The following is a 23,643-nucleotide window of genomic DNA, read 5'->3' as shown; positions in this document are numbered from 1 at the left end:
GAAACGGACAGGGCCGCGCGCCGAAGCTGAGCTACCGTGGTGCTAGGGGTGGGGCATACGGCTACCCCTAGGAATTCACAGTGACTGAGGCTTTGGCGCGGGCGTGGCAGGGGTAAGTTAGCAGAATAGGAGCTGCTTGTCTGCTGTCTCAAGTTATACGTGGTAGCGCTTGTTACTGGCGTTGTAGATGGGGGAGTGTTATAATGGCTAATGGTGACATGGCCTCCTACTAGGTATTTTCTAGTAATCAACATATTCTCGGAAAAACCTGCTCGAAAAACCGCGTTTTGAGATTGCTGAGTAAGGTAGCGCAAGAGTTCAAAAAAGAACTCTATTTTGAACGGTAGCTTTGATGAAAGTAATCGTGTATGCCAATAGAAACCATAAAAATTGAGCGGCTGAAGCATCTTGCAACAGCGGTCGCCACAGACGGAGGTAGGCCTAGCCCGCAGGAAGAAGCTGAGTATACTCAAATTCGGTGGGAGTTAATGGACAGCCAAGAACTGAGTGGACAGTTACCCAACTTTGTTCGCGCGTGCAGCAATCTGATGGAAGTGCGACGCGATATACAGCCTCTTGGTGGTTATAAAGAGCGGCGGGACTATATACGCCAAGAATTGGCTTCCCTTCTCACAGGGGCGGCACCTCGTGACCCATTCCAAGAGGTTGTTGCTGCTACGGACTTGTCAAACTTGGCGACGTTGCCAGCTGATATTCAAAAAAAGGGTAAAGAGGGGGCTGATTGCTTCGTTTACCTTTTCTGCATTGAAAACTCAATAAGGGAGTTTATCATTCAGGTAATGGCTGGGCGGTCTATGGCTATGCCACGGGCTGTCGAAGTGAAAATTGCAACTCGTAAGCAAAGCGAAGCCACACGCAAGTATCTCCCAGTTAGGGGCACTTCGGATGTATACTACTGTGACTTTATCGAACTAGCTGATATTGTAGCCGCGAACTGGAATGTATTCTCGGTATATTTCCCCGGTCGGGATGAACACTGGTTCAAAAACATGATGAGAGAACTTTATGCTGTGCGCCTTCTCATAGGTCACAACAGCACAGTCGGAGATGTAGAACTGAGGCAGTTAGATGTATTTTATCGTCTAATTATGTCTTATCTGAAACTGGATAAATGAGAGTAGCCCTGTACGCCCGCGTATCGACCCGCGACAAAGACCAGAACCCCAAAACCAGCTGGTGCTGCTGCGCCGCGAAGCTGAGCATGCTGGCGACACTATCGTGAAGGAGTACATCAACGAGGAATCTGGTGGCAAAGCCACTCGAAAGCAATTCCAGCAGATGATGCGCGATGCGGAAAAGCGCCGCTTCGACCTGGTGCGCGTCTTCGCGCTCGACCGCTTCATCAGCCAGGGTATCGAGGCGGCATTCGAGTACACAGGTTGACTGGCCAAGGCTTGAGCCAATGCAAAAGTGCAGTCGAGTTAAAGCTTTCAGTGGGATAGTAAATAACTGCCTGAATGCAGCATAGCTGTCAATATGCTGTTTTAATTAAAAAACATCCTAAAATTATGGCTCTAGAACAAACGCACTTGCTTGACAGTATGAAAAGTAAATTAAAAGTTCTTGCTAATGCTTGCTTAGCTTTTGATAAAGGAGAGGAGCATTTTGGGCCGGAAATAGCCCATGATATAAGGGTTATAGCTCATAATACCAATCAATCCCACGCTCTTTTACATCAATTAGGTTGGGATAAAGAGTCTTTTGTTTCAACTAAAAAGAACACAGCCGTCTTTGAATTTCAAGTTCTTGATGATGACGAAAAAGTTGTAAAAAATAATCTACCTTTTTTCTATTTGACTACTCCGCACTTAGAATATAAGCAGGATTTTCAAACATACTTTCCATCTCTAGATAGAAATGGCATTATGGGAAGCATCCAGTTCTCTGCTTGGTGGAGTGGTGAAGATGTATGTGTGTATGATGAAAAATTCACATTTAATAGAAAAGAGCTTGTTTTAGCATTTGCTAATAAGCTCGGTGGCAGTCACATCGATCCGAACCCTAGTCAGCTTTTGCAGAGTATACGCGATAAAGAAGATGGCATTATGGGCTATCATATGTATTCTACTAATAATGAAACAGGGGAATCTACAAAAATACCTCATTCGGTTTCGCCATTTTTATCTTCTGTCCGACAAATTGCGCATGAGTTGTTTTTGACAGTTAAAAACATAGGGGTAATTTCGGTTGATGATATCTACTTCAATAATATTTCTGAGTATAGGTTGCTAGGTCATAACTTGGATAAATGGGATAAAGGTATGAAATGTCAGCAGCTACTAGCAAGCGTAGATGACTGTAGCAGGATTCTGGTTGGCCAAAATGATAAAGCAATTGCTTTTGGACTAAGCCAAGTAGAGCCTGATAACCTCGGTAGTTATCTTGAGTACGACTATGCTATTATGGCTAATAGTGATGGAAAGTTCTCGGCGTTGGAAAGAGGGAAAGCAATGGTTAGTGGTTTGTTTTACGAAGCTAATGATTCATTTCATTTATGCATTATAAAAAGAGAGCAAGGAATTAAAGTGGCTTTCTTACATAGAGGACGTGTTTTTTACATAAGTAAGTATTCACCTCATTTGCCTCTGTATAATCTCGTAGCCTTTAAGCATCCCGGCGCAGAAATCAAGGAGCCACAAATAATTAACCAGACAGTGATTTATAATTGGGGAGATTTTACTCCATAGTAGAAAATTCTACATAAATTTAGAAAATCCCTAGCCTACCGATAAGTCCTTGTTGAAAACCACGAATTTGAGTCGATAGGGCCAGCAGGGTACCATAAAGCAGTACGATCTTGTAAGTGGTACTTACTTGCATCTATGAAAGCACTGCTACTCGCCTGTTTGCAAGCCTGGGGCCAGCACCCCCCTGGCCGCGCCTCCGTGCCCGGCTGCTCCAGTATTGATGCCCCCGGCCACCGTATGCATGAGCCCCACCTCCTACGCCTACCACAGCAGCGATGGCTGCTCGGGCCTTAATCGCTGCTCGCACCCGCTTAAGGCCATGCCCACGGCCGACGCCGAGAAGCTGGGGAAGCGGGCGTGTCAGAAATAAAAGCTTAGAGCATAGTTTACTGTCTGGTTTATCTACTATTGATGTCCAAGAGCAAGTCAAGGAATTACTATCCACAATACAGCAAAACACACCTGGGCTTATTGCTGGAGTTGCAGTTCAGATTGAAAGTGCAGGGTATGGACTATTAGCTGCCCCAGCATTTGAGTGGCTCAAGCAGTAGGCGCAGTAACAAGTCATTAATAAACAGAAAAGCCTGACCATTCGGCCGGGCTTTTTCATGTGCAGTAAGGGAGATTAAAAGATGCATAAGCGACGTGCTTCGTCGAGCAGCAGTAATTAAGTGCGCCTAACCAGCCTACCAGTTGCGTCGATTTGCCGGGCAGCTGGGCCGTTAAGTTCACCGCTTTAGAGATGGTTTATAAAAAAGATAGCAACTTTACAGAAAACTTGGCGGTTTTTTCGCAAAATTGTCACCTTTCTACGGAAAGATGGCATCTTTCTACGTAAGGATGGCACCATGCTAATCCATTTAGTGTTATCTTCGCAACCCCTTCCACCTATTTTAGCACTACGTCAATGACAGCACGCGATGTAGCGGAGTACCTGCTCCGCCTCTCTGATGAAGAGGCCAATGACATCACGAATCTGAAGCTTCAGAAGCTTGTGTACTATGTACAAGGATTCAGCTTGGCTGCTTACGACGAAAAATTGTTCGACGAACCTATCCAGGCGTGGCGTTATGGCCCAGTAGTGGCTGACCTCTACCACTATTATAAAGACAACGGCAGCCAGGTCATTTTTCCAGACCCTAGCTACGAATTCACTCAAGACTTCACTCCAGAGCAGGAAGAATTGATGAAGGAAGTGAACAACATCTACGGCCAATATTCCGGCGTCAAACTCATGCACCTCACGCATGAGGAGCGCCCCTGGATGGAGGCCCAAGAAAAAGGCGCGTCCATTATCAACACCCAGACCATGCAGGACTACTTTAAAGAGCAGTTGATTGAGGAGTAGGGATGGGGGCGAAAATTAAGAAGCCAGCAGCTAATAAGTCTCAGACTATAAAAGAGCCAGTGGTTAAAGAAGCAACACCGGATATGAACTATCCGGTGTTTTGCTTTCGGTACCTAGTTAAAGGTTACATGATAGAAGATTGTGATAAAGACAATCAAGCCGCTTTTATCAAAAAACTGACAATGTATAGCCGTATGACTTGGGATGAAATTCGGGTAGCTCCTAGGCATGGTTTAGGTGCTGAGAAAATCAAGCGCGATGCCATCAATGCTTCAATACCTTCTTGGGCCACTGCTGATGTAAGTTTCTTTCTGTCGTTTCGTTATAATGGTAAAAAACCCTTTGTGGGACACCAGCGCGACCAAGTATTTCATGTCTTTTGGATTGACCATGACTTCTCTGTTTATGACCATGGTGGCTCCTAGTTTCATAAAAAAGCCCGATCAACCGGTCGGGCTTTTTTTATGTGCAGTAGGGGAGGCTAGGCGACGCCCAGGCGGCGAGCTTCGTCGAGAATGAGCATACTCACTAACCCTGAGATTTTGAGTCCGCGTGCCTTCGCAACCCTCTCAGCTAATTCTTTCTCTTCAGCGCTCACTTTGGCATTCAGTTGCGGAGGGCAGCAGCGTAAGCAAACTGCCTTCGAGTTTTGCTCTGAGCGTGCAGGAGCCGGAAGCCACCGAGCCAACCACCGAATAACCAAGTAGAAACCCCTGTTTTTCAAAACAGGGGTTTCTACGCTTTCGACCCGCTTCGCCCGGTAAGTCCTTTGTAATGTACTCTTTTCCACTTGCAATGGCAACCACTCTTATCTCCCTTTACTGTAGCGTCACCCTATACACTGGGGGCCAAAGCGTCATCAGTGACCTCCAATCTTCGGGCTTCAATACGGTTGTCGCCTGGGCACTGCACGTTGCGGCCAATGGCGATTTATACTTCAACGATACGCCCATCGTGCAGGCGGGAAATTATACGGGCGACGCGGCCTGGCCGAACTTGCTAGCTAGCCTCAAGCAGGGTACGACTTCCGTTACCAGCCTGGGCTTCAGCGTCGGGGGCTGGGGAGTGGGTGATTTTAACAACATCAAGGACCTCATTGACCAGCATGGCACCGGTAGCAGCAGCCCCCTCTATCAGAGCTTTCAAGCCCTGACGCAGGCCATCCCCGCCATCGACTTCATCGACCTGGACGACGAGACGACCTACGACCAAGCCTCCACGGTTGCCTTTTGCCAGATGCTTTATGACTCATTCAACCTGCACGTCACCTTCTGCCCCTACAGCAGCACGTCGTACTGGATGGATTGCTTCCAGGCGCTCAATACCCCGACGCCCGGCTTGGTGCTAGGTCTGAACCTGCAATGCTATGCTGGGGGCGGGGGCAACGACCCCCAAACCTGGATTCAGGCCCTCAACCAGGAAATGGGCAGCGGCTTCGACGGGGCCTCCCTCGTGTGGCCGGGCCTGTGGTGCATCAACGGCACGGGTTGCGACCAGGGCACCGCGCCGGCCGCTATGCAAACCCAGTTTCAGCAGTGGCACCAAAGCGAAAGCGTCGTGGGCGGCTTCGTCTGGCTCTACAACGATATTCAACACTGCCAGCCAAGCAGTGGCTATACGACGGCCGACTACGCTCAGGCTTTGAGTGGGGGGCTTAGCTAAGGCGTATGCCCACCCGCCTCCTGCGCGATGGCCGTCCGCTTTATGTCGGCATCGACGTGCACGTACTCCACGGTAGTGCTGATTCTGACGTGGTCCATCAGCTTTTGCAGCACCGTGATGTTGCCGCCTTAGCGCGTGAACTCGGTGCCGAACGTCTCGCGGCCGAAGTGCTAATGGATGCGCGACGCGATGCTGAGCTGCTGACTTATGGCCGTGAACACCTAATTAGAGTACTGGCAGGTATAGTTGTAGAAGCCGGGTTAAGCATAAGTGCCGAAAGTCGACCTTGCCAGGGATGCTGGAAAGGTCGACTTTCGGCTAATTTGCCCATCGGAGGGGTTGCAAAAAGGTTGTCTAGTACTTAGTGCTAGAGTCAAACTAGGGTAATCCTACTAGTCACTCAAATATCCACCCCACCTTTTAAAAAGAACGTCCCTGGTGGTAATGCCGCCAGGATAGGGGTGGCGTCACAATAACACTCTGTAAAACCCGAGAAGGAAGCCGTAGGGATATAAGACAAGCCCGCAAACTCCCGATGCAACCGCTGCTCTAAGTCATAGACGGCTCCCGCGTGATAGCTGCTGTAGCGGGCTAAGGTGCGGAAGCGATATGCCGTTTTGAGCCGAGAAAAGCGGGAGGAAAAGCAGAAGGTAATCCCCACCTTATAGAAGGCCTCCCCCTGCTTGTTGTACACACGTATTACGTACAGCACGGCTTTGCGCCCACGCTGTTGTGCTAGCCACGCCACCCGCTTCATCTGGGTAGATTGTTTTTGGCGGCCTTCAGCAACGCCTTGTCCGTTGCCCGTAACTCTTGGCTTTCTCGCTGGTCGTTTGTCAACTGCGCGGCTTCCTTTTTCAACTGCGCCCGCCGTTCGCGGAGGGCTTCGCGTAGCACGTCGGCTAGCTGCGAGGCCACATCCCGAGGAACAGATAGGGAGAGCATGCTTGTGAGGGTGTGTAGCTGGACGGCCACTATACCTTCCAGTTCCAGGATGAGTAATTGCTCCTGCTGGTGCTTGACCATCTTGCGGGCTTGGCGAACCCGCTTGCGTTGCTGCTTATACCACATCGCTCTTAGGAGTAGAGAGCAGGGGTGTTCAGCGCGTAGTGCCGCGCGCAGTCGACTGAACACGGCTCCTCTTGGCCATAGTAGGCGGTCTCGCGCCAAGCTAGTTCGGCGGGTATGGTTTGGAGCCATAGCTCCAATTGTGCCACCAGCTCACACTCGTGGATGCAGTGGTTGGCGTGCAGTTTCTCGGCTTCGCTGAGGTAGGGGGAGTGGAAGGTGAGGGTGGTTAGGTGGGTGCGGAGGGTGGCTAGGCTGACCCGAGTAGAGCAGTTCGTCCGACTTGCGGGCAGGGCCAGTTGCTGAGATGCAGACTTGGATGCGTTCATTTGTGTTGCAGTTGTTAGTACACTGCAAACATACAAAATGTATTAACATTTGCAACACGTTTTTGCCTCTCGTATGTGATTCATGTGTTGCAGTTGTTAATATCTTACCTTTGCGTTCGCATAAAACAAGTACTATGTCAGCACCAGAGCAAGAGGCGAAGCCAGAAGAGAAGGGAAAGCAGGGGATTCTCCATATAAGGCTTGACCAGAAACTACTCGATGATTCTCAGACCCTAGCTAAAGAGTTAGGTTTCAATCTATCTACTCATGTGCGCGTACTCTTGCGAAAGGCATTAGATGAAAGAAAGAAACGTTGATTTGTGTTGCATTTGTTAATACATAGGCTATCTTTGCTTTGTATTAACAAATGCAACATGAGGTTCTTGATACCTACTCCCTCCGCCGCTAGTCCCGGCATCTACGCCATCCGCAGCAGCGTTGACAAGCGTCTCTACATTGGCAGCGCGCAGAACTTCAAGGCCCGCTACAGACAGCATAAGTCCCAACTCAAGCAGGGCACCCACCACGCCGGCCGTCTGCAAGTATTGGTGAATGAGCACGGGCTTGACTCCCTTTCCTTCAACCTACTCCAACTCGCCACCCCCGGCCAGGACCTGCGGGTACTTGAGCAGCAGTGGTTCGACTCTCACCGCCCCTTTGAGCCGGAAAAGGGCTTTAACAATGCCCCCACCGCCATTGGCAGTCGTTTGGCTGACACGGACCAAAAGCTGACCCTGTCCCTGTCCCTCTCCTCAGAACTTGCCCAGCAAGTGGAAGCCCTACTGGCCGGCTCGGGCATCAGCCGCCGCCTCACGTTTCTGCGCACGCTGCTCGTAGATGCCGTGTCGCAGGCGCAGGCGCGGCGTGACGGGAAGTTAATGAGTGTGCAACTGCAAGCGGGGGAAGCGGACCGTTTTGCAGACTTAGCCCAGGAGCGGAAAATGAAGTTGCCCGACCTAGTGCGCCAGCTACTGCTGCAGGAGTACTACCGGGGCCAGCGATTGGCGCCGGGCGGGGATGATAAGGCGCTGGCGCAGGCAGTCGCCCAGGCCCGGGGGATGCGCCACACGAGCACTCTACTGCGGACTCTGCTTTATGATGAGGCCTGGCGCTTGGGTATTGGGGCGAAGGGCTAGCACACTGGCTTGTTTAGTAGGGTAGGATACGTGGCAGTCGACTGCATAGACTGAGGATAAGCTTACCCAGTAGCTTCCTGGCACGCAGATATCGACAATTGCCCTACTTTCTTGCGCATGCCATGCAGCAATCTTAGGTACGCCGCAATGGGGCCGAGTAAATGTGAAACTGTAAGTTTGGGAAGCAGTTCGACCTGAGTAAAAAACTCCACGCCCACGTAGCTGAGAGCCAAGCGCAGGGTCTTGCCAAACCGGGGCGGCACGGGCATGTCTTGGACCTAGGCCTAGAAGAGATAAAGAGCGCAGGAGCTTAACGTAGGTATTGAAGGTGCGTAGGCCACGCCCAGCATGTAGTTGCGCAAGTTGTCGTAGAAACCCTTGTTCAGACCCTCGAAGCTTACTTCCAGCTTGTAGTGGGCCACCATGGCTTCGAGCTCGCGGCCCACGGCCTCGTGGGTCCAGATGATGTCGCGGCTGAGTAGGCGCCCGGTGCGCACCGAAACCTTCTGCATTTCTTCCGCCACCCAGCGGGCGTAGTGGGCAAAGAAGTCTAGCGGCGCCGCGGTCGGCGGGGCGGGTAGGGGCACCCCGCCGGCGCGAGTAGCGAGCAGAGCCTGGTAGCGGCGCTCGAGCTCATCACGCAGGGTGTCCTTGGGGAGGGGCAGGCCCAGGCGCGCGGCCTCGTGGTGCAGGGCCTGGGCCAGGTCCGTATAGTCATCGAGCACTTGGTTGATGTCCTCAGCGTAGGTGTCGGGCTTGTTTTTGACCCGGCTGCGGCGGGCATCCCGGTCCTTGGGGTGGCACTTTTGGCCCGTGCGTAGGCGCTGGCCGGCCCAGCAGAGGGTGAGCTGGATGCGGGCCAGGCCTCTTTGACTGGCCCGCTCAGATAGGAGTTACCGGGTTACTTCCATAAAGGCGCAGAATAAAACGGTAGCTTGGAATTAAGTAATTCACAAGCTACCGTTTTTTGTAACCATAATATCAAGTGCAACCAGATAGAAATTTTAATCTAAAGTCCTGGTCTTCTGTCGTATTGCGCCATAGAGGGGTCATGAGACCATATTCTTACTCGAGCACTTAGGTGTAAAGCACACCGCCCTTTATAAAGTTCAATATTTGCTAACGCTCGCATTCCTAACCCACTAATCAATGGTGAAGGAGCCTGTTCCAACCGTTCAATGATAATCTGCGAATCGGGTAATGGGGATAATATCCAGGGTGGAGATTCCCTAAAAGCACCATTAATAAACGCATTGAATCGCTGGCTGGCATTATTTTGTCCAATTCCTGGAGCAACTTGGGCTATATAGTTACCTGTTTCGTATACTGTTGCTGCTGGCAAAAGTAAAGTCGTATTCTGCTGGTTTAATAGAGCTTCAAACTGCTGAAAGGTAGCCTCACTGTCAGTGCATTTGTCGGGTACATTAACAAGGTCGCAAAATATGCTTGTGTCTATTATATGTATTTCTTGCATAAAATTATTCTACAGAATAGATTTTAATTCTTTCAACCATGCTCTGCTTTGTGCAACTTTCTCTGTAGCGGTGCGCTGGTTTTTAAGATAACGCTCAATAAGTCCTTGAGTCATGAGCTGGCCAAGAGGGCCTCTTGCCACTAAATCAGGATAATCCGTAATTGTGGATAATCGCACTAAGCGGCTATCTCCCTGCTTGGGATCGCGATAGCAACAAACAACATCTGCGATTGCGGCTTTGGGCAATGTATCTAATAGAGCCGGATTATGAGTAGTTACAAGAACGCGTAAATTACGACGTTTGGACGCCTGTAAAATTCCATCAAGTAGTAATTGAGCTCGGCTTGGGTGGACACCATTATCAATTTCTTCAATAACTACTAGGCTACCTTTAGGAGCAGAAAGTAGTGCTGCTGCAATAGCTAGTACTCGTAGAGTACCATCAGAAAGCAAAGGAGCATCTCGTGGAGTATCTCTATTGCCAAAGGACTCCACTAACTGAACCATTACTTCATTTCGTGGAGTTTCTAGGAAAGCAATATCAATAATATCTTGCTCAGGTAAAGCGCGAATAAAATCAAGAATTTCTTGCTTTCTTCCTTGAGTTTCAGATATATCAAATAAAGTGCTTGACAAGTTAGATCCATCAGGCCTTAATGCTTTATCAACAATAAAACTGTAATCAGTCATTGCTCTTGGATTTGTATCAAGAAAGATTACTTCCTTTAACACGTGTTGCAAAGCTGTTACTACTGGAGAAATTTGCTCTTGAGATTTCTTATTTGCAAAACGTGATGGAATATCAAGTTGTGTAAAAATTGCTTGTCTATTAGAGCAGCCAATTAAGGGCTTAGCCCCGCCCCGTGCGAAATTATTATAGGCTACTTGCACATCGTGACTGTAATCATCAGCAGTAGATTTTATCTCATAAAGAGGTACGGTACTATAATCACTGCGTAAAGATTCATTTTCGACACGCATTCCGCCTGATTCGCTCTGCATTCGAAGTTGGATATTAAAATGTCTCCATTCGGAATTCTTATCTAAATTACATCCAAAGGATAATGACCGACTTCTAGCACGGTCATAAACAACGCTACTAACAGTGCCGCGAATTGCCAAGTCATTCTGTCTCACGCTCTCGAGAATGTCTTCTAGGCGACGGCCGTGAGAAAGCCAAGTTAAAAACCTTATTGCTTCAATAGCATTCGTCTTGCCTGATGCATTAGCACCTATAAGTAGTGTGAGAGGTGCTAGTGGCAGTATTGCTTCTTTATAGCTTTTGAAATTTGAGAATTGGATGGAGTCAATCATAAAGAAATATTTTAAAACTTAATACCTTATTGTTCGTTTTGTGTTTTCTAAATAAAATAGTTATTCTAAGCGTGGCCTATTCCCAGTTTATCAAAGAGAATTTGATTGCGTTGTTTAGAATCCTTAACAAGCTTAGCGAATGAAATAAGCTCGAAGTAAGCATGGTAGTTAGGATTATACCAGAAGTAACCTTCTCCATCGCGGGACTCTGTAAAGCCGCGGTCTTTCGCAAAGTTGCGTATCTTCTTGGTTAAGTCGCAGATGATATAGCAGTAAAACTTTGCGCCTGTTGGATTGATAGGGCGGTCGTCATTTGTTGTTGCCTCACCAGTCTGGATATAAGCTAAATAGCGTTGCACTTGAGCGATAGGGTCATCTTCTTTTCCATAGTCATCACGCATAGGGCGCTTAAACTCAATGATGGTAAAAGAGTCGTAAGGCGCTTCTTCTCGATCGGTGTAAAGCAAGTTGCGCTCGAAGCCAACTACTATATCAGGGCGGGGAGAATTTTTATCGTTGGTGGTAAGTGGCTGGTCGGAGCGCAGAAAATTGTGATAAGCAAGTCGCTCATCAATAAGCCATAAGTTATGGTCCTTATACTGGACTTGGTCTGAGTCCTTATCCATTGGGAATATAATGTTATGGATGCGCTCTTCATATTCATGCGCATTGTTTGCACCAATCTTCAGCACGCGCTCAAATAGCATCAAAATCATCTTACGCTGCACTACGTAGTCCACCAAATTAGTCTGGTTGACATCGTTGATGCGTCCCATGAGCTTATTTAGGTCACGGGTGAAATCTTCCGTGTTGGGAGCCAGTGCATCGCTGGCATCTAATATGCGACCTAACTCTTGCTTAGTTTCTACTACAAGTTCATTACGTATCTTATGTAACTCTATGTCAAGCTTATCGCCAGTCAGACCAGGTTTTATTTTGTCGAGGCGGTCGGTATAATTAAGTAGGCTGCGGTATTGCGGAGCAGAATCGACAACAAATTGCCGAATCTGAGCGTGCTTTTCCTGGCGGATATCTACCAGAAATTCAGCTAGATGCTCATTAGTTTGCTGCACTACTTCCTCCTCAATTTCATCTAGGGTCAGGGCTGGGCGACCGAGTTTAGTAGTTGCCTTCTTAACAGGAATATTAAGGCGTGTGCGCTCACCATTAACGTGCTGGTCAAGGTAGCTGCCGCTCACCAGAACTAATACGTCAAACATAGGGCCATTGATTAGCTGTAAAGGCTTTATGAGGTCAGGAATGAGCGGCCCAAGGGGGTGTGACAAGACAACACGCCGGTTGGCACTGTAAAGTATAGCGTGACGTGTTTTGCGGCCTTCATTTTTTATTTTTAGAAAAGCTAGCTCAAAGATGTAAGCATGATGCCCAGAGCCTAATGCAATAGAGTTGGCATCCCTATCAAGCAGAAATTCATTCCAGAAGCGATTGTTGAGATTATACTGATGCGTGGAGCTGTCAGTATCAGCTTCACGCAGTATAATCGTAGGGCAATTACCATCCACTAGAAAGTGGATGTGATGCTCAATAATAGCATCAGCCAGCTCTTCCAAAGAGCTGGTGAAGGGGTCTGCGTATTCGGGGCGTAGGTTGCAGAGTTTAATACTGGACCCGGTAGGCCGCGCGTCGCCATTGATCAGTGGCACCCTCCGTTTATCAGCTATAGGATCTTTGTCGTTGAGATTGAATGAGAAAGAGCGATTATATAACTGCTGGTCTTTTAAGTCTTTGAATACCGAACGTATTTCAGCGTGTTCAAATACTTTAAGCCAGAGGAAGCGCCCAATACCTTTGCCTCCTAGATTCTGTTTATAAGTAGAGTCAGCTGTTTGAAAGGATTCATAATTTTTTACAGTAAATCCGATACCATTATCAGTAATTACCACATCGCGGATAGGCTTCAGCCCATCTACATTGAGCGGGGCCAACTCGTCACGACGCACTTCAATCAAAATTTCTCCTTTTAAAGTCGTTTCGCGCTTTTGGCCTGCTTCAATAGCCTGTAGCGAATTAACAATAGCCTCATGCAAGGCCATCAGGCCGCTTTCGTGAGCTAAGGAGATGTTACTCACCTTACCTACGACGTTGCTTATCATCTTAGGCATGATCTAGTAAATTTAAGTAAATTAATAGAAAGAGAAAGCGCATTAGAAAGTCTAGTTCGTCCGATTAAAAGCGACTTTGAGCAGCTCAATAGTCTCCTCCTTCGAGGCAATGAGCGCATCCTTGGTAGCAAGCTGGGCTTGTAGGTGCGCTACCTGCTGGCGGGCTTGCTCACAGTGCAAGCAGGGTGTAGTAGCTTCTCCTTCATGCTCCTCCTGGATGTGCTCACTAAATCCTGAGGCCAAGATACCGGTAGGAATAGCAAACAGGCCTAGACCTAGTACGGCAATCACGCTACTGAGCACTTTGCCCGCCGGCGTAATCGGAAACACATCTCCATACCCAACCGTGGTGAGGGTGGCCACGCCCCACCACATCGTATCGGGGATGCTACCAAACTTATCGGGCTGGGCCTCGCTCTCAACGGTGTACATCAGGGTGGAGACTAGCAGGAGCATCAGGCCAATGACGCCCAGGGCCACAAGGAGTTCAGCCCGCTTGCGGCGCACAACGTGCCCGATGACGTGCAGGGCGCGCACGTAGCGAGCTACTTTGAACAGGCGAAACAGGCGCACCATCCGCAGTATCCTTAAGTCGAGCAGGCCAAATGTCAGATAGAAAGGCAGGATGGCTAGTAGGTCGATGAGAGCCAGGGGACTGACTACAAAGCTGAGCCGGCCCCGCCACGGCCGTTGGTAGTTCGGAGCCTCGATGCTGGACCACACCCGCAGCACATACTCCAGGGTGAAGATGTAGACTGATACGAGCTCAACACCTACAAAAAAGGGGTGGTAGTGCGCATCAAGGCTTTTAACGGATTCGAGCACGACTGCTACCGTATTCAGTAGTACCAGCCCAATGAGTCCCCAATCCGTTACGCGTTCAATCGTAGTCTGGCCGCCATCGCTGGCGTTCAGAATGCGGTGGACATGCGCCCGAAGTAGGGGTAGGCGGTACATAGTAATTCGGGCGGTTAAAAGCGGCCTTGAGTAATCCGATGGTCTCCTCCTTAGAGGCAACGAGCGCATTCTGGGTGGCGAGCAGGGGCCTGCAGGGAATCCACACGCTCTACTGTTAAAATCAATCAGCGGGAGGGGCCTTTGCCAAGGCGGGCTGAAGGGGGATTGTGGGTAGGTAAGGTAGGCAGCAAGGTTACTTGCCCCCTGCTAGCCTAGCTTCGAAACAACGAAAAGGAAGCCGATGAAGATAGCGTAGCCATTGCGCTTTATGAGTATTAGAAGCAGCACCAGCGGAATGGGGTATAGGTAGCTGATACAGGCGCATAAAAGGGCAGCGTCGTTTTGTAAAGCAGGCGGAAGATGCGCAAAAGCGGGCGCGTAGTAGGTAAGAACCCACAGGCCAGCCCAGAGCAGCAGCGAGCAAAGAAGCAGCGGATTCTTGGCCTTCTCCGGTAGTAGCCTCGTGAGGCCCTGCACCAACTTGCCGACTAGCCACGCAAGGGGAACGACCAGCAGGAGGATGGCTATAAGAGGCAGGGTGTAGAGTAGGACAAAGCAGACCAGGCAAAGTAAAAAAAGGGCTAGTAGGTAGAGGATAGCCATGCGGAAAACAGAGGAAGGGGATGGTGCGCAGTAGGCTAAGGGGGACGCGGTAGCAGGTGTGCTTATTTCGCTTCCGTAAAGGCCCCTGCCGTAATGACGCTGCTAGCGCGAGCGGAGGTAGCGGGAGCCGTGCCGGCGAACGTGCCCGAATACGTGACGGAGTCAAGCACGGTAATAGAGCCGCTCAAGTTGTCGGTATACGTGAGGTACTCGTTCGTCTTGGCAACTGCGCGTGCCAGTTTAACCAGCGTATAGGTAGGGGCGCTGTTAGGTTTATAGTACGTGAGGGTTAACGTCTCGCGCCAGCCATCGGGGAAGCTGGTAATTTGTATGTCTAAGTCGATACCGCGGGAGGTGGATTGGGCATCGCCAGTAGTGAGGCGGCCATCAACGGTATGGATGCCCTGACCGGGTCTGGGAGAGGAGGGAGCAGGTTCAGCCTTGGTAGAGCAGGCGCTCACGCCAGTGACCAGCAAGCCGACAGCTAGCAAATAGGCAAGAGGTAGCCTCATAAGGGGAGAGTAAGTAGGTAGGGGCTAGCTACTCCAAGTTGGCTTTTAGTATAGCCTCAAGCGTAGGGATGCCTGATGTGAAGTAAAGGGCAAGCATTACCAGCCAGAGAATCAGCGCAAACTTAAAGGCAGTGAGCAACAGCCGAGGTAAGGACTGCATGGGTTTTAGTTGGGGCAGGTGTAGCTGGCGCGTAGCCAGTTGTCGAGCTACTTCTTTACCGGTAGTTCTCGAACCGACGTCCGTATCGCATCGGCGGGCTTGCTTTTTTGCACCATTTTCCGGCCCAGGGCTTTGCTGTCATTCGCCACTTGGGGCCCCTGATAGGTGGCGGCGCGTTAGGCAGCCTGGCTAGCTGTAGAAAGAGGCGTAGTTTGGGCGTGCGCAGCGCTTAGCAGAGAGACGAAGGCTGGCAAAAGAAGAGCAGTTTTCATGAGGTGGGGGGGAGCGGGTGTACAGCCAACATAATAGGGTCGTCTTAGCTACCACATACACACACCGACCCTAGAGGTGCACATTGGTGAAGCTGCCATCTGTTATGGCGGTATAGGGCGGCGGGGTTCCACTAGTGCCATCCTCCTTTGCTGCAAACGTACCGGTGAAGCTACCGTCAGGAGCGATGGTAGCTGTAGCGGCCGTGCTGTTGAATGCGCAGGTAAGGGTAAGGCTGCCTTTATCGAAAAGGTAAGCGGTGCTGAGCTGATAAAGCGCAGTGGCAGTAGGCCGGTAGTAGGTGAGACGCAGCAGTTGTGCCCCGCTGGCAGGCGCTGGGGTGGTGGTGAGAGAAACGTTCAAGTAGTCGTAAGACACGGTACCACCGGTGTACACATTTCGGAAAGCTTTTACCTGACAAGGGAGCGTCTTACCGTCAAGCGTATAGCTCCCCGTGTTCATGACCGGGCTGGGAGGGTCATTTTTTGTAGCGCAGCCGAGCGTGCCTGCTAGAAGCAGCACAGCGGTAAGCGAGGGGGCAAGTAAGCGTAGTAGCATGGGTAGTTTGGGTGATTAACTCCACCTCGCCGCAACAGGGGCAACTAGTGGCTGCTTGGGAAGCCTAATGTAGGGAAAAGTGCAACGGGGCACTCCCTTTAGAGCTGATGGCGGAAGCTGGCAAGTAGTAGGTGAGGGTGTCGGAGCGTACGGGCGGATTGAGGTAGGTCACCCGGAGCCAATGCGGGTCGGCAGAAGCTCTTTTCTCCACCAGGTAGTCCCCCTCGCGCACACGGTGAGCATAGCGGCCGCTACGGGCATCACGTAGGGTGCGGTACAGGTAACTGGGCTGGGCTACTATCCAGCCGCTGGGAAAATGGATGAACACAGGAATGCGTTGCTGGTTGTGGCGGGCTGGCGAAGGGGTTCCCTGCTGGGCTAGCGCAGCAGCCGGGATACGGAGGGCGACGAGCAGGAGCAGGGATTTCATAGGTAGTTCGGTCGGGTAAGCCCACCCTGTAGTAAGAGGTGAATGGGTTACTTGTCGCCAGCGTGGAAGCGCTCAGCTTGGGTGAAAAACTTTTTTAGGGGTTTGCCGAAGGTGATAATTAGCAGCACTATTACCCAGATAGGACTGGTATAAAAGAGGAATGCCAATAATAGAGTCGCCAACACCTCCAGGTAAAAGCCTGCATCTGTATCGGGGCCGCTTGTCTTACCCGCCAAGGCTAGCAGCACAGTAAGTGCACCAATGAGGAGGTAGAAGTAGCCTGTTTTTTTCAGCATGGCATCGGCTTTCTAAGGTGCAGATGGGCTAATTCGGCTGATTAGGCCCCCCATGCAGCAAGTCGAACATCTTATCAATTATAAGGAAGCGTTCAGGGAGCAGCGGTGAAGAGCTTGGCAAAGATGCGGGTGTCCACTTGCACGCCAATGAAAAAGCCGGCCCCAAGCTCCTTGTAGAGCTTATTGCTGACCTTGCCGGAGAACTTGGACTCGCCAAAGGTAAAATCGTGGTAGTCGACGCCGCGTACACGCTGGCGGCTGGCTATGTCTACGCCTGCTACAACGGAGCCGCCAATGGCAAAATCATACTGCAGCCCTAAGTAAAGATTCTGAAAATTGGTAGTGCTGGAGGCGATGGTTGTGCCGACTACAATGCCGGCCCGGTCACGGAACGACCAACTGGGCAACAGCAGGCTATTTCTGCCCCAGGGGTAGAGGGTGGCCATGAGAGTGAGGTTTACTTTGCCGGTGGCATTGTCGGCCAGTAGCGTGGAGTCGCCCCCGGCGGTAGTTATCGGCACGCCGTGAATATTGGTTGGGTTCTTGAGCGTCGAGTAGACGAAGCCGCTACCGATGCTGGCATGGATAGTATTGGCAATTTTTATCGTCTGACTGAAGGTGGTGCCGGGGGTTCCCGAGCGCTTCGTTGTAAAAACTACTTGGCTGGTGAAAGGGCCCACGATAGGGAAATCCTGCCTGTTCAGCGTAGCTACTATGCCGCTTACTCCCGTAATAACTAGGGAGGGCGTGTAATTTCCCTCGGCAGAGAAAGTATAGGTGTCAGGGTTGTCGCTGCTCGTGTAGAGGTGAAGCTGAAATTTGTCTTTATCGGTCGCGGTGGTCGGGTACCCCGTCAGCAGCAGCTCACCGTCCTCGTACATGAACAGGTGAATGGTTTTGGTAGCCTGGTTGATGTAGATATTGCGCCGGCTGTCGTAAACGATGGCGCTGTCCTGGGCATAGCGTCTAGCTTGCCCAGCTGCCGCGTTTTTGGATACCTGCGCCTGTACGTGCGTGCCGCATAGAGCGCAGCTTAAAAGGAGTAGGAGGCAGAAAAGGATCTTCATAAAAATAGGTGAAGAGGCTATGAAGCGGCTACTTCAGTGTTGCATAAGCAACATGCTTATTCTCCTTCCTGCCACTGACCTCTCTTGGGCAAACGTACACGCCTGTATTATCCAGCGCCAGCGTATAAATACCTGTTTTTCAAGTATAAGCAATTAAGCCGCTTACCCCCACCTCGCCGCAGGACCAGCATAAGAAGAGGAGGTAGCCCGCGGCAAGGGGGTAAACCACGGCTAATTCAGCCGCGCATCCGTGAAAATGCCCTCGCTGAGCACGATGCTCGACGCGGTGGTGCCCGAGAAGGTACCTGAAAAAACGCCGCTGCTCGTTTCCTTAAGGGTGGCCGTGCTACTAGCGAAAGTGAGCATGTCCAGCGGATTGGTATTGTTGGGATAGTAAACTATTTCCGTGAGCTGGTAGGCAGTGCTGGGCTGGCCAGTAGGCTTTTGGAAGAAAACGTTCACGGTGCGGGTGTTACTTTGGAGCGTCGGCGTGTCGGTCAGGGATATACTGAGTACATCCACCTTGGTACTGTTCACATTGGCTGACAGAAAGGCCCTGGCTTGGCCAGAAATTGCATCGCGGGTAACCTTGTAGCTGCCCGTGCCGACGGCGGGGGTGGGGGCTGGGTCGTCTTTTTTGGTGCAGCCGAGGGCGCTCACGAGCAGTAGCGCGGTCAGCACAGATGGCGAGAGTAGGCGTAGCATCATAGACCGGGCTACAGTTGGCGGGCCAGCGTCAGGCTTTGCCCGGGTAAGTTGGTAATGCCGCGGCGCAAGTTGGTAAGGCTAGCCCCCTGCCCTTGTTGGCGCGTGGCCTTGACGCCCAGCAGCCACCGGCGCTCTTTCCCCAGGGCAATTTCTACATTGAGTGAGCCCAGGTAGCCCGTCGCCGCGCCCTGCCGCGCCGCGAGCTCATAGGCCTGCACCTGTCCACTGATAACGTTCGCCGAGCTAATCGTATTCAGGTTGTAATAGCCGGTAAAGCCCCCCAAGCCCACGGCAAAGCGCACGCGGTGGGCCGTGCCCAAGGGGTAGTAGAGCCCCTCGACTTCCACAAAGCCGGCGCGGTAGTTCTGGTTAGGCACCGCCTCAATCCAGGGGCCGTACAGGGGCGTCGCGGCCGTGGGCTGTCCTGCCACCCCGACTAAGCGCCCGGCTAGTCCGAAGTGTTTAGTAAGCATCGGCGCGTATTCCAGTCCCAACCGGGCCACGCGGTAGTCGTAGCCCAGCGTATAGGTCGTGCCCAAACTGGCGCGTACGTAGGCTAGGCGGGTGGGCTTGGGCTGGGCGACGCTGGGGGCGTAGCGGGTGAGATCTTGCGCGTGCGCGGTGGGGGCGAGGCTCGCCACGAGCAGCAAGGGGGCGAGGTAGCGGGTAGGGGCCATAGGAAGACAAAAAACAGGCGGCGGAAGGATGCGTTAGCTTAGCAATATAGGTGTAAGCGACTCCCTGCGGTGTGCTGGACGAGTGGGCAGGGACACCTAACCCACTCTGGCGGGTTAGCGGCGAGCCGCTCGGCTTGCTTTTGTTGGGCATGAGCAGTGGAAGATAAGACTTCGTCTTGGCTGTTTTTACTCGTCCAGCTCAGTAGGCACGCACATCCTACCCCAGCGCCGAGATGTGCGCAATCTCGGCTTCCGTCAAACCATAGAGCATATACACCAGCGCGTCAAGACGACGCTCCAGCTGCCGCAGGTGCGCCTGCGCCTGCTCTCGTGCGGTAGGGAGGGTGAGGCCAGGCAAGGCCGCATAGCCCGTTGTAAGCTGCTCGACCAGCAAAACGACCTTGTCGTGTTGTAGATTGATCGCGGGCAGTGGCAGCGAGGCAATAAAGCGCGATTCATAGTTAAAATAGCCCCCACGCAGCAAAGAGGGCCGGGGAAGCAGAGGCTTGCGGAACTAAATACGAACGGGTCACTAGACCCGTTACCCAAGCGTTCCGGCAACAGTACCAGATAGCTGGCGGATTAAATTCAGTGTAGATAGGGCAGACCTGAGAGCTTTGAACGAATGCCTTGCTAGGTCTAGGGGCTTTACTGCTTAAGTAAACTTGTATAGATACTGCGCCGTATTAGTAGGCCACACGCTACCTTTAGCGATAAGCCGATATTGGTGAACACTCTGCCTCTTAGTCACCCCATCATGAAAAACTATTTTGTGAGTTTGTTCTTCCTAGCTCCCAGCCTAGCCCTAGCTCAACCGCAAGTGCCGGTGACCTATTCTTACCGGATAAAAGGAAAGATTGGTCAGTTTAACGCTCCGGCTAAAGTGTACTTAATAACCCAGCAGTCCACTGATTCGGCTACGCTACGGCAAGGCCGGTTCGAACTGAGCGGTACTACTGCCTTTCCCCAGTCGGCTACGCTGGTGCTGGAGCGCCAGGGCCGGCTACAGTCTGGCTGGCAAGAAAAAATGATGGGTGGGCAAATGCGTCGGATGTACGTCGAGTCGCCTGATCGCATCCGCCTCTTTCTAGAGTCGGGGCCAGTTACGATCACCGGTAAAGACTCGCTACGTACCGCCCACCTAACTGGCGGCTCACTCACGGCCGATTACCAAGACTTAGCGGAACGAACTAAGCCCGTCGTTGCGAAACTCAAAATGGGTGCTTCGCAGGCCCAATTTAACGCCCTTAACCAAGAATATGCCCAGACCGAGCTCGCCTTTGTCAGGGCCCACCCGACTTCCTGGGTAAGCTTAGAAGCCTTGCAGTACGCGCGCCAAATCAGCCCGCCCCAATATGCGGAAGTTGCCCCACTCTACGCCGCCTTAACTCCCGCCCAGCGCGCCAGCCCCCCGGGCCAGCAATACGCCGAGCTGCTAGCGGGCTTAAAAGCCACAGCTATCGGGGCGCAGGCCCCCCTCTTTACCCAGCGCACACCTAGTGGCCAACAGGTATCGCTGGCTGACTACCGGGGCAAGTTCGTACTGCTAGATTTCTGGGCTAGCTGGTGCGTACCCTGCCGTGCGGAAAATCCCGCCGTGCTCAAAGCCTATGAGACCTTTAAAGGTCGCAACTTCGAGGTACTAGGCGTTTCACTGGACGCGGAAAAGAGCCGAGAGGAGTGGGTAAAGGCCATTGCCGACGACCATATGCCCTGGACGCAGGTGTCGGATCTACACGGTTTTGACAGTGCCGTTGCCCAGCAATACGGCGTGAAGTCTATTCCGCAAAATTTTCTTATTGACCCTAGCGGTAAAATCGTGGCCAGTAACCTGCGCGCCGAAGAGTTGATGACGACACTCGCCAAATTCATTAAGTAGGGAGAGTAGGGAGGATTAAGAATAGCTTGGAGGTGAGGCTTCCAGTTTAAAAGAGCTTTTAACCTCACGGCGGCAAGTTCACGTGCCTTTATGGGTCCAATTTCTGCCTTTAAGCAGGTGGGCTGAGCAGATGCTGATGCGCCACTTAGATGGGTTGGCTTAGTCATATCTACTAAGCAAGAGGGTAACTACGTGTGCTGTCACCAGCAGCGACGCTAACCCGGCGCGCTGTATGGAGACCTGACCCGCAAAGACGCAGGTAGCATACTATTACGGAACCCCGAAAAATTGCCCGCTTATTAGTCTAGGATCTAGGCTACGCCATAAAGTAAAAGCCGTTGCGAGTTTTTGCATATAATAAGTTATATGCAAAATATTTTTGCAATAGAAAGGCAATCACAGGGGGTGTGATGTCACAATTATGATAAATAGTGAGTGGTTACTTTTTGTCTTATATCCTTGACCTGAAGGTGTTTATATTTTTTAATGTGAATTATAATATGATTATTACAATTTTAAATATAATTTTATTTACACAAAACTACTGATATTTTTCTGGCAAATATAGTCATTTTGTCCTTTCATTTAGCGATGAAATAGAGGATTTTTACATCACTAAATAAACAGACATTGTAAGACTCTTGTATTTTTTCAACCTACTAGCCAGTAGGGGTGCTGCTGAGGCTGTTAAGTGTGATATAAAATGAATATTGTACAGACTTTATATACAAGTAAGGGTAAGAACCCTCTTACGTATAATTATGGGTGGGCGGCACCTGAATATCATTTAATGAGTTGGGCATTGAGTTGTTTGCAACTAAAAAAGTTCCATCAAAAAGTTTCGCTTTATACGGATAGTACTAGTGCAAGCATTCTAATAGATGCCTTAGCGCTACCCTATGATGAGGTATATATAAGCCATGACAACCTGCAGTTGCCGGATGAATCTCTGTGGGCTATCCCCAAAATTTATACATACTCTATTCAAAAAGCTCCTTTTCTGCACGTAGATGGCGATGTTTTTATTTTTGACAGCTTCAAAAAGGACTTGTTGAGCAGCGAGTTAATAGTGCAAAATATAGAAAGGGCCACTGAAGTATATTTAACGACTCAAAATGATTTAGAGAAGTGCTTTAATTACTTTCCGCCTTGTGTGAAACAGGATTTTGAAAGTAAAATTCCTATTAGAGCTGTTAATGCGGGTATTCTCGGCGGAAATAATATAAAATTTATAGGCGAGTATGCAAAAGAGGCATTCAAATATATTGAGCGAAATAAAGGAAATTTAGGACAACTTGTAAATGCAGGAAATTTTAATGTATTTTTTGAGCAACACCTATTTTATGTTCTAGCGAAGCAAGAAAATATAGAAATTAGCATCCTAATGTCTGAGGTAATAGGGGATCATAATTACACAAATTTAGCGAATTTCCATAATGTTCCATTTGAAAGTAATTATTTGCACCTTCTTGGTCATGCAAAAAGAGACGGCTATACATGCCTGCAAATGGCTAAAACGCTTCGGGCATTGCACCCAGAGTTTTACTACAGAATAGTTTGCTTGTATAGGGAGCACGGGTTGCCTTTTTTTATGAATTACGACTTTGACAATTCATTGAGTACAGTTGAGGACTTCGTGTTAATGAATGCGATGGTAAAAAAGGAGTCTACTAATAGTTCGTTGCCTGAAATCAATGCTTCGACAATAAAATCTAGTATAAATTATTCTTCTTTTTTTTCAGAAATAGTAAGACCAGAATTTTCGAATTGTACTGCGGATATGCGAGTGCTTATGGCAAATGACTTAGAAGTATTTTTGAATGCCATTAATGATTTTTTAATTTATTATTCTCGTATAAATAAAAAATACTTATACGCAATAAGCCTTGAGTCAAATAATTGGTATTCCTATTTATTTGCTGATTGTAGTAAATTGAAAGATAAATTAATAGTAAGATGCCATGAGGTGAAAATTATTCATTCAGTTTTCGATTGGTCTGGCATCTACAATAAGCGGACAAGGATTGGTGTTCCTCATTATAAAAATTTGCAAATAAATAAAGGAAGTTTTGCCAATTTATTAATCCCGGAGATTTATAATAATCCTATTTCATTTTATGATTTGGATGAGCTAGAATGCATTATTTTAGAGCATCTGGTCAAGCCGCAGTCTCTTGACAATTTGATAAGGGTAATGCATCAGTATCTTGACGAAGATGTATTAAAAAACAATTTACAAGAATACGAATCCCTTATTATTACATTTATAAGGCAGCTGGTACTTCAAAAAGCAGTGAAGCCTATTTTATAATAGTTCGGGCTTGCTTGTAATTTATTACGGTTTTTAATTTCTAAACGAACAAA

The 23,643-nt window shown here is 49.8% G+C and carries 26 protein-coding genes; 10 read left to right on the top strand and 16 right to left on the bottom strand.

The window, feature by feature from the left end:
- Positions 1–368 precede the first annotated feature (368 nt).
- From Q5H89_RS02775 to Q5H89_RS02745, 7 genes are all read left to right on the top strand, one after another.
- The gene (locus Q5H89_RS02775; protein ID WP_305017767.1) at positions 369–1,136 is read left to right on the top strand and encodes a hypothetical protein; all 768 of its coding nucleotides are present in this window, start codon (positions 369–371) and stop codon (positions 1,134–1,136) included.
- Positions 1,129–1,404, top strand: coding sequence for a recombinase family protein (locus Q5H89_RS02770; protein ID WP_369810636.1), 276 nt, complete (start codon positions 1,129–1,131; stop codon positions 1,402–1,404). The genes Q5H89_RS02775 and Q5H89_RS02770 overlap by 8 nt, the downstream gene beginning before the upstream one ends.
- A 158-nt stretch (positions 1,405–1,562) precedes the next feature.
- Positions 1,563–2,708 carry a hypothetical protein gene (locus Q5H89_RS02765; protein WP_305017766.1) on the top strand — a complete coding sequence of 382 codons (1,146 nt, stop codon included), beginning with the start codon at positions 1,563–1,565 and terminating at the stop codon, positions 2,706–2,708.
- Between the two features lie 241 nt (positions 2,709–2,949).
- On the top strand, positions 2,950–3,078 hold the full coding sequence (locus Q5H89_RS02760; RefSeq protein WP_305017765.1) for a hypothetical protein: 129 nt from the start codon (positions 2,950–2,952) through the stop codon (positions 3,076–3,078).
- A 537-nt stretch (positions 3,079–3,615) separates the two neighbouring features.
- Positions 3,616–4,056: a Panacea domain-containing protein gene (locus Q5H89_RS02755; protein ID WP_305017764.1), complete on the top strand. Its 441-nt coding sequence runs from the start codon at positions 3,616–3,618 to the stop codon at positions 4,054–4,056.
- 128 nt (positions 4,057–4,184) lie between these two features.
- Positions 4,185–4,481, top strand: coding sequence for a hypothetical protein (locus Q5H89_RS02750; RefSeq protein WP_305017763.1), 297 nt, complete (start codon positions 4,185–4,187; stop codon positions 4,479–4,481).
- A gap of 370 nt (positions 4,482–4,851) precedes the next feature.
- Positions 4,852–5,718 (top strand): hypothetical protein, encoded by an 867-nt coding sequence (locus tag Q5H89_RS02745; RefSeq protein WP_305017762.1) that lies wholly within the window; start codon positions 4,852–4,854, stop codon positions 5,716–5,718.
- A 400-nt stretch (positions 5,719–6,118) separates the two neighbouring features.
- Here the strand turns inward: Q5H89_RS02745 and Q5H89_RS02740 are convergent, their stop codons facing one another.
- Together Q5H89_RS02740 and Q5H89_RS02735 are read right to left on the bottom strand one after the other, a co-directional pair.
- Positions 6,119–6,475: a GIY-YIG nuclease family protein gene (locus Q5H89_RS02740; RefSeq protein ID WP_305017761.1), complete on the bottom strand. Its 357-nt coding sequence runs from the start codon at positions 6,473–6,475 to the stop codon at positions 6,119–6,121.
- Positions 6,472–6,789 carry a hypothetical protein gene (locus Q5H89_RS02735; RefSeq protein ID WP_305017760.1) on the bottom strand — a complete coding sequence of 106 codons (318 nt, stop codon included), beginning with the start codon at positions 6,787–6,789 and terminating at the stop codon, positions 6,472–6,474. The genes Q5H89_RS02740 and Q5H89_RS02735 overlap by 4 nt, the downstream gene beginning before the upstream one ends.
- A 700-nt stretch (positions 6,790–7,489) precedes the next feature.
- Here Q5H89_RS02735 and Q5H89_RS02730 point away from each other — a divergent pair.
- Positions 7,490–8,251, top strand: coding sequence for a GIY-YIG nuclease family protein (locus Q5H89_RS02730; protein ID WP_305017759.1), 762 nt, complete (start codon positions 7,490–7,492; stop codon positions 8,249–8,251).
- Positions 8,252–8,535: 284 nt separating this feature from the next.
- On the opposite strand, the gene Q5H89_RS02725 is transcribed toward Q5H89_RS02730, so the two are convergent.
- From Q5H89_RS02725 to Q5H89_RS02660, 14 genes are all read right to left on the bottom strand, one after another.
- Positions 8,536–8,976 (bottom strand): hypothetical protein, encoded by a 441-nt coding sequence (locus tag Q5H89_RS02725; RefSeq protein WP_305017758.1) that lies wholly within the window; start codon positions 8,974–8,976, stop codon positions 8,536–8,538.
- A 284-nt stretch (positions 8,977–9,260) separates the two neighbouring features.
- On the bottom strand, positions 9,261–9,725 hold the full coding sequence (locus tag Q5H89_RS02720) for a hypothetical protein (RefSeq protein WP_305017757.1): 465 nt from the start codon (positions 9,723–9,725) through the stop codon (positions 9,261–9,263).
- A gap of 9 nt (positions 9,726–9,734) precedes the next feature.
- Complete coding sequence (locus Q5H89_RS02715; RefSeq protein ID WP_305017756.1) at positions 9,735–11,039, bottom strand: AAA family ATPase; 1,305 nt, start codon at positions 11,037–11,039, stop codon at positions 9,735–9,737.
- 65 nt (positions 11,040–11,104) lie between these two features.
- Positions 11,105–13,162 (bottom strand): ATP-binding protein, encoded by a 2,058-nt coding sequence (locus tag Q5H89_RS02710; protein WP_305017755.1) that lies wholly within the window; start codon positions 13,160–13,162, stop codon positions 11,105–11,107.
- 51 nt (positions 13,163–13,213) lie between these two features.
- Positions 13,214–14,119 carry an ion transporter gene (locus Q5H89_RS02705; RefSeq protein ID WP_305017754.1) on the bottom strand — a complete coding sequence of 302 codons (906 nt, stop codon included), beginning with the start codon at positions 14,117–14,119 and terminating at the stop codon, positions 13,214–13,216.
- A 207-nt stretch (positions 14,120–14,326) separates the two neighbouring features.
- Positions 14,327–14,722: a hypothetical protein gene (locus Q5H89_RS02700; RefSeq protein ID WP_305017753.1), complete on the bottom strand. Its 396-nt coding sequence runs from the start codon at positions 14,720–14,722 to the stop codon at positions 14,327–14,329.
- Positions 14,723–14,784: 62 nt separating this feature from the next.
- Positions 14,785–15,234, bottom strand: coding sequence for a hypothetical protein (locus tag Q5H89_RS02695; RefSeq protein WP_305017752.1), 450 nt, complete (start codon positions 15,232–15,234; stop codon positions 14,785–14,787).
- Between the two features lie 502 nt (positions 15,235–15,736).
- A complete protein-coding gene (locus Q5H89_RS02690; protein ID WP_305017751.1) occupies positions 15,737–16,027 on the bottom strand; it encodes a hypothetical protein in 291 nt (96 codons plus the stop codon).
- 259 nt (positions 16,028–16,286) lie between these two features.
- Positions 16,287–16,652 (bottom strand): hypothetical protein, encoded by a 366-nt coding sequence (locus Q5H89_RS02685; RefSeq protein WP_305017750.1) that lies wholly within the window; start codon positions 16,650–16,652, stop codon positions 16,287–16,289.
- A 47-nt stretch (positions 16,653–16,699) separates the two neighbouring features.
- Positions 16,700–16,948, bottom strand: a complete 249-nt coding sequence (locus Q5H89_RS02680) for a hypothetical protein (RefSeq protein WP_305017749.1) — start codon at positions 16,946–16,948, stop codon at positions 16,700–16,702.
- Between the two features lie 92 nt (positions 16,949–17,040).
- Positions 17,041–18,015 (bottom strand): hypothetical protein, encoded by a 975-nt coding sequence (locus tag Q5H89_RS02675; RefSeq protein WP_305017748.1) that lies wholly within the window; start codon positions 18,013–18,015, stop codon positions 17,041–17,043.
- A gap of 231 nt (positions 18,016–18,246) precedes the next feature.
- A complete protein-coding gene (locus tag Q5H89_RS02670; protein WP_305017747.1) occupies positions 18,247–18,723 on the bottom strand; it encodes a hypothetical protein in 477 nt (158 codons plus the stop codon).
- A gap of 8 nt (positions 18,724–18,731) precedes the next feature.
- Positions 18,732–19,400 carry a hypothetical protein gene (locus Q5H89_RS02665; protein WP_305017746.1) on the bottom strand — a complete coding sequence of 223 codons (669 nt, stop codon included), beginning with the start codon at positions 19,398–19,400 and terminating at the stop codon, positions 18,732–18,734.
- A gap of 217 nt (positions 19,401–19,617) precedes the next feature.
- Positions 19,618–19,884: a hypothetical protein gene (locus Q5H89_RS02660; RefSeq protein WP_305017745.1), complete on the bottom strand. Its 267-nt coding sequence runs from the start codon at positions 19,882–19,884 to the stop codon at positions 19,618–19,620.
- Positions 19,885–20,157: 273 nt separating this feature from the next.
- Here Q5H89_RS02660 and Q5H89_RS02655 point away from each other — a divergent pair, with 273 nt between their 5' ends.
- On the top strand, positions 20,158–21,279 hold the full coding sequence (locus Q5H89_RS02655) for a redoxin domain-containing protein (RefSeq protein WP_305017744.1): 1,122 nt from the start codon (positions 20,158–20,160) through the stop codon (positions 21,277–21,279).
- Positions 21,280–21,982: 703 nt separating this feature from the next.
- On the top strand, positions 21,983–23,590 hold the full coding sequence (locus Q5H89_RS02650; RefSeq protein WP_305017743.1) for a DUF6734 family protein: 1,608 nt from the start codon (positions 21,983–21,985) through the stop codon (positions 23,588–23,590).
- Positions 23,591–23,643: the final 53 nt, after the last annotated feature.

This window comes from Hymenobacter cheonanensis (assembly GCF_030581075.1).
In the GTDB taxonomy this organism is placed as follows: Bacteria; Bacteroidota; Bacteroidia; order Cytophagales; family Hymenobacteraceae; genus Hymenobacter.
The sequence above is the reverse complement of the archived record's forward strand: the minus strand, read 5'-3'. Positions and strand labels throughout refer to the sequence as shown.

Excerpts from the sequence above, each read along its gene's own strand:
- Q5H89_RS02695 (WP_305017752.1), bottom strand. The coding sequence starts at position 15,234 with ATGAGGCTACCTCTTGCCTATTTGCTAGCTGTCGGCTTGCTGGTCACT.
- Q5H89_RS02680 (WP_305017749.1), bottom strand. The coding sequence starts at position 16,948 with ATGCTGAAAAAAACAGGCTACTTCTACCTCCTCATTGGTGCACTTACT.
- Q5H89_RS02745 (WP_305017762.1), top strand. The coding sequence starts at position 4,852 with ATGGCAACCACTCTTATCTCCCTTTACTGTAGCGTCACCCTATACACT.
- Q5H89_RS02705 (WP_305017754.1), bottom strand. The coding sequence starts at position 14,119 with ATGTACCGCCTACCCCTACTTCGGGCGCATGTCCACCGCATTCTGAAC.
- Q5H89_RS02755 (WP_305017764.1), top strand. The coding sequence starts at position 3,616 with ATGACAGCACGCGATGTAGCGGAGTACCTGCTCCGCCTCTCTGATGAA.
- Q5H89_RS02650 (WP_305017743.1), top strand. The coding sequence starts at position 21,983 with ATGAATATTGTACAGACTTTATATACAAGTAAGGGTAAGAACCCTCTT.
- Q5H89_RS02710 (WP_305017755.1), bottom strand. The coding sequence starts at position 13,162 with ATGCCTAAGATGATAAGCAACGTCGTAGGTAAGGTGAGTAACATCTCC.
- Q5H89_RS02760 (WP_305017765.1), top strand. The coding sequence starts at position 2,950 with ATGAGCCCCACCTCCTACGCCTACCACAGCAGCGATGGCTGCTCGGGC.
- Q5H89_RS02670 (WP_305017747.1), bottom strand. The coding sequence starts at position 18,723 with ATGATGCTACGCCTACTCTCGCCATCTGTGCTGACCGCGCTACTGCTC.
- Q5H89_RS02685 (WP_305017750.1), bottom strand. The coding sequence starts at position 16,652 with ATGAAATCCCTGCTCCTGCTCGTCGCCCTCCGTATCCCGGCTGCTGCG.
- Q5H89_RS02700 (WP_305017753.1), bottom strand. The coding sequence starts at position 14,722 with ATGGCTATCCTCTACCTACTAGCCCTTTTTTTACTTTGCCTGGTCTGC.
- Q5H89_RS02675 (WP_305017748.1), bottom strand. The coding sequence starts at position 18,015 with ATGAAGATCCTTTTCTGCCTCCTACTCCTTTTAAGCTGCGCTCTATGC.
- Q5H89_RS02775 (WP_305017767.1), top strand. The coding sequence starts at position 369 with ATGCCAATAGAAACCATAAAAATTGAGCGGCTGAAGCATCTTGCAACA.
- Q5H89_RS02730 (WP_305017759.1), top strand. The coding sequence starts at position 7,490 with ATGAGGTTCTTGATACCTACTCCCTCCGCCGCTAGTCCCGGCATCTAC.
- Q5H89_RS02765 (WP_305017766.1), top strand. The coding sequence starts at position 1,563 with ATGAAAAGTAAATTAAAAGTTCTTGCTAATGCTTGCTTAGCTTTTGAT.
- Q5H89_RS02665 (WP_305017746.1), bottom strand. The coding sequence starts at position 19,400 with ATGGCCCCTACCCGCTACCTCGCCCCCTTGCTGCTCGTGGCGAGCCTC.
- Q5H89_RS02655 (WP_305017744.1), top strand. The coding sequence starts at position 20,158 with ATGAAAAACTATTTTGTGAGTTTGTTCTTCCTAGCTCCCAGCCTAGCC.
- Q5H89_RS02750 (WP_305017763.1), top strand. The coding sequence starts at position 4,185 with ATGATAGAAGATTGTGATAAAGACAATCAAGCCGCTTTTATCAAAAAA.
- Q5H89_RS02715 (WP_305017756.1), bottom strand. The coding sequence starts at position 11,039 with ATGATTGACTCCATCCAATTCTCAAATTTCAAAAGCTATAAAGAAGCA.
- Q5H89_RS02720 (WP_305017757.1), bottom strand. The coding sequence starts at position 9,725 with ATGCAAGAAATACATATAATAGACACAAGCATATTTTGCGACCTTGTT.
- Q5H89_RS02740 (WP_305017761.1), bottom strand. The coding sequence starts at position 6,475 with ATGAAGCGGGTGGCGTGGCTAGCACAACAGCGTGGGCGCAAAGCCGTG.
- Q5H89_RS02735 (WP_305017760.1), bottom strand. The coding sequence starts at position 6,789 with ATGTGGTATAAGCAGCAACGCAAGCGGGTTCGCCAAGCCCGCAAGATG.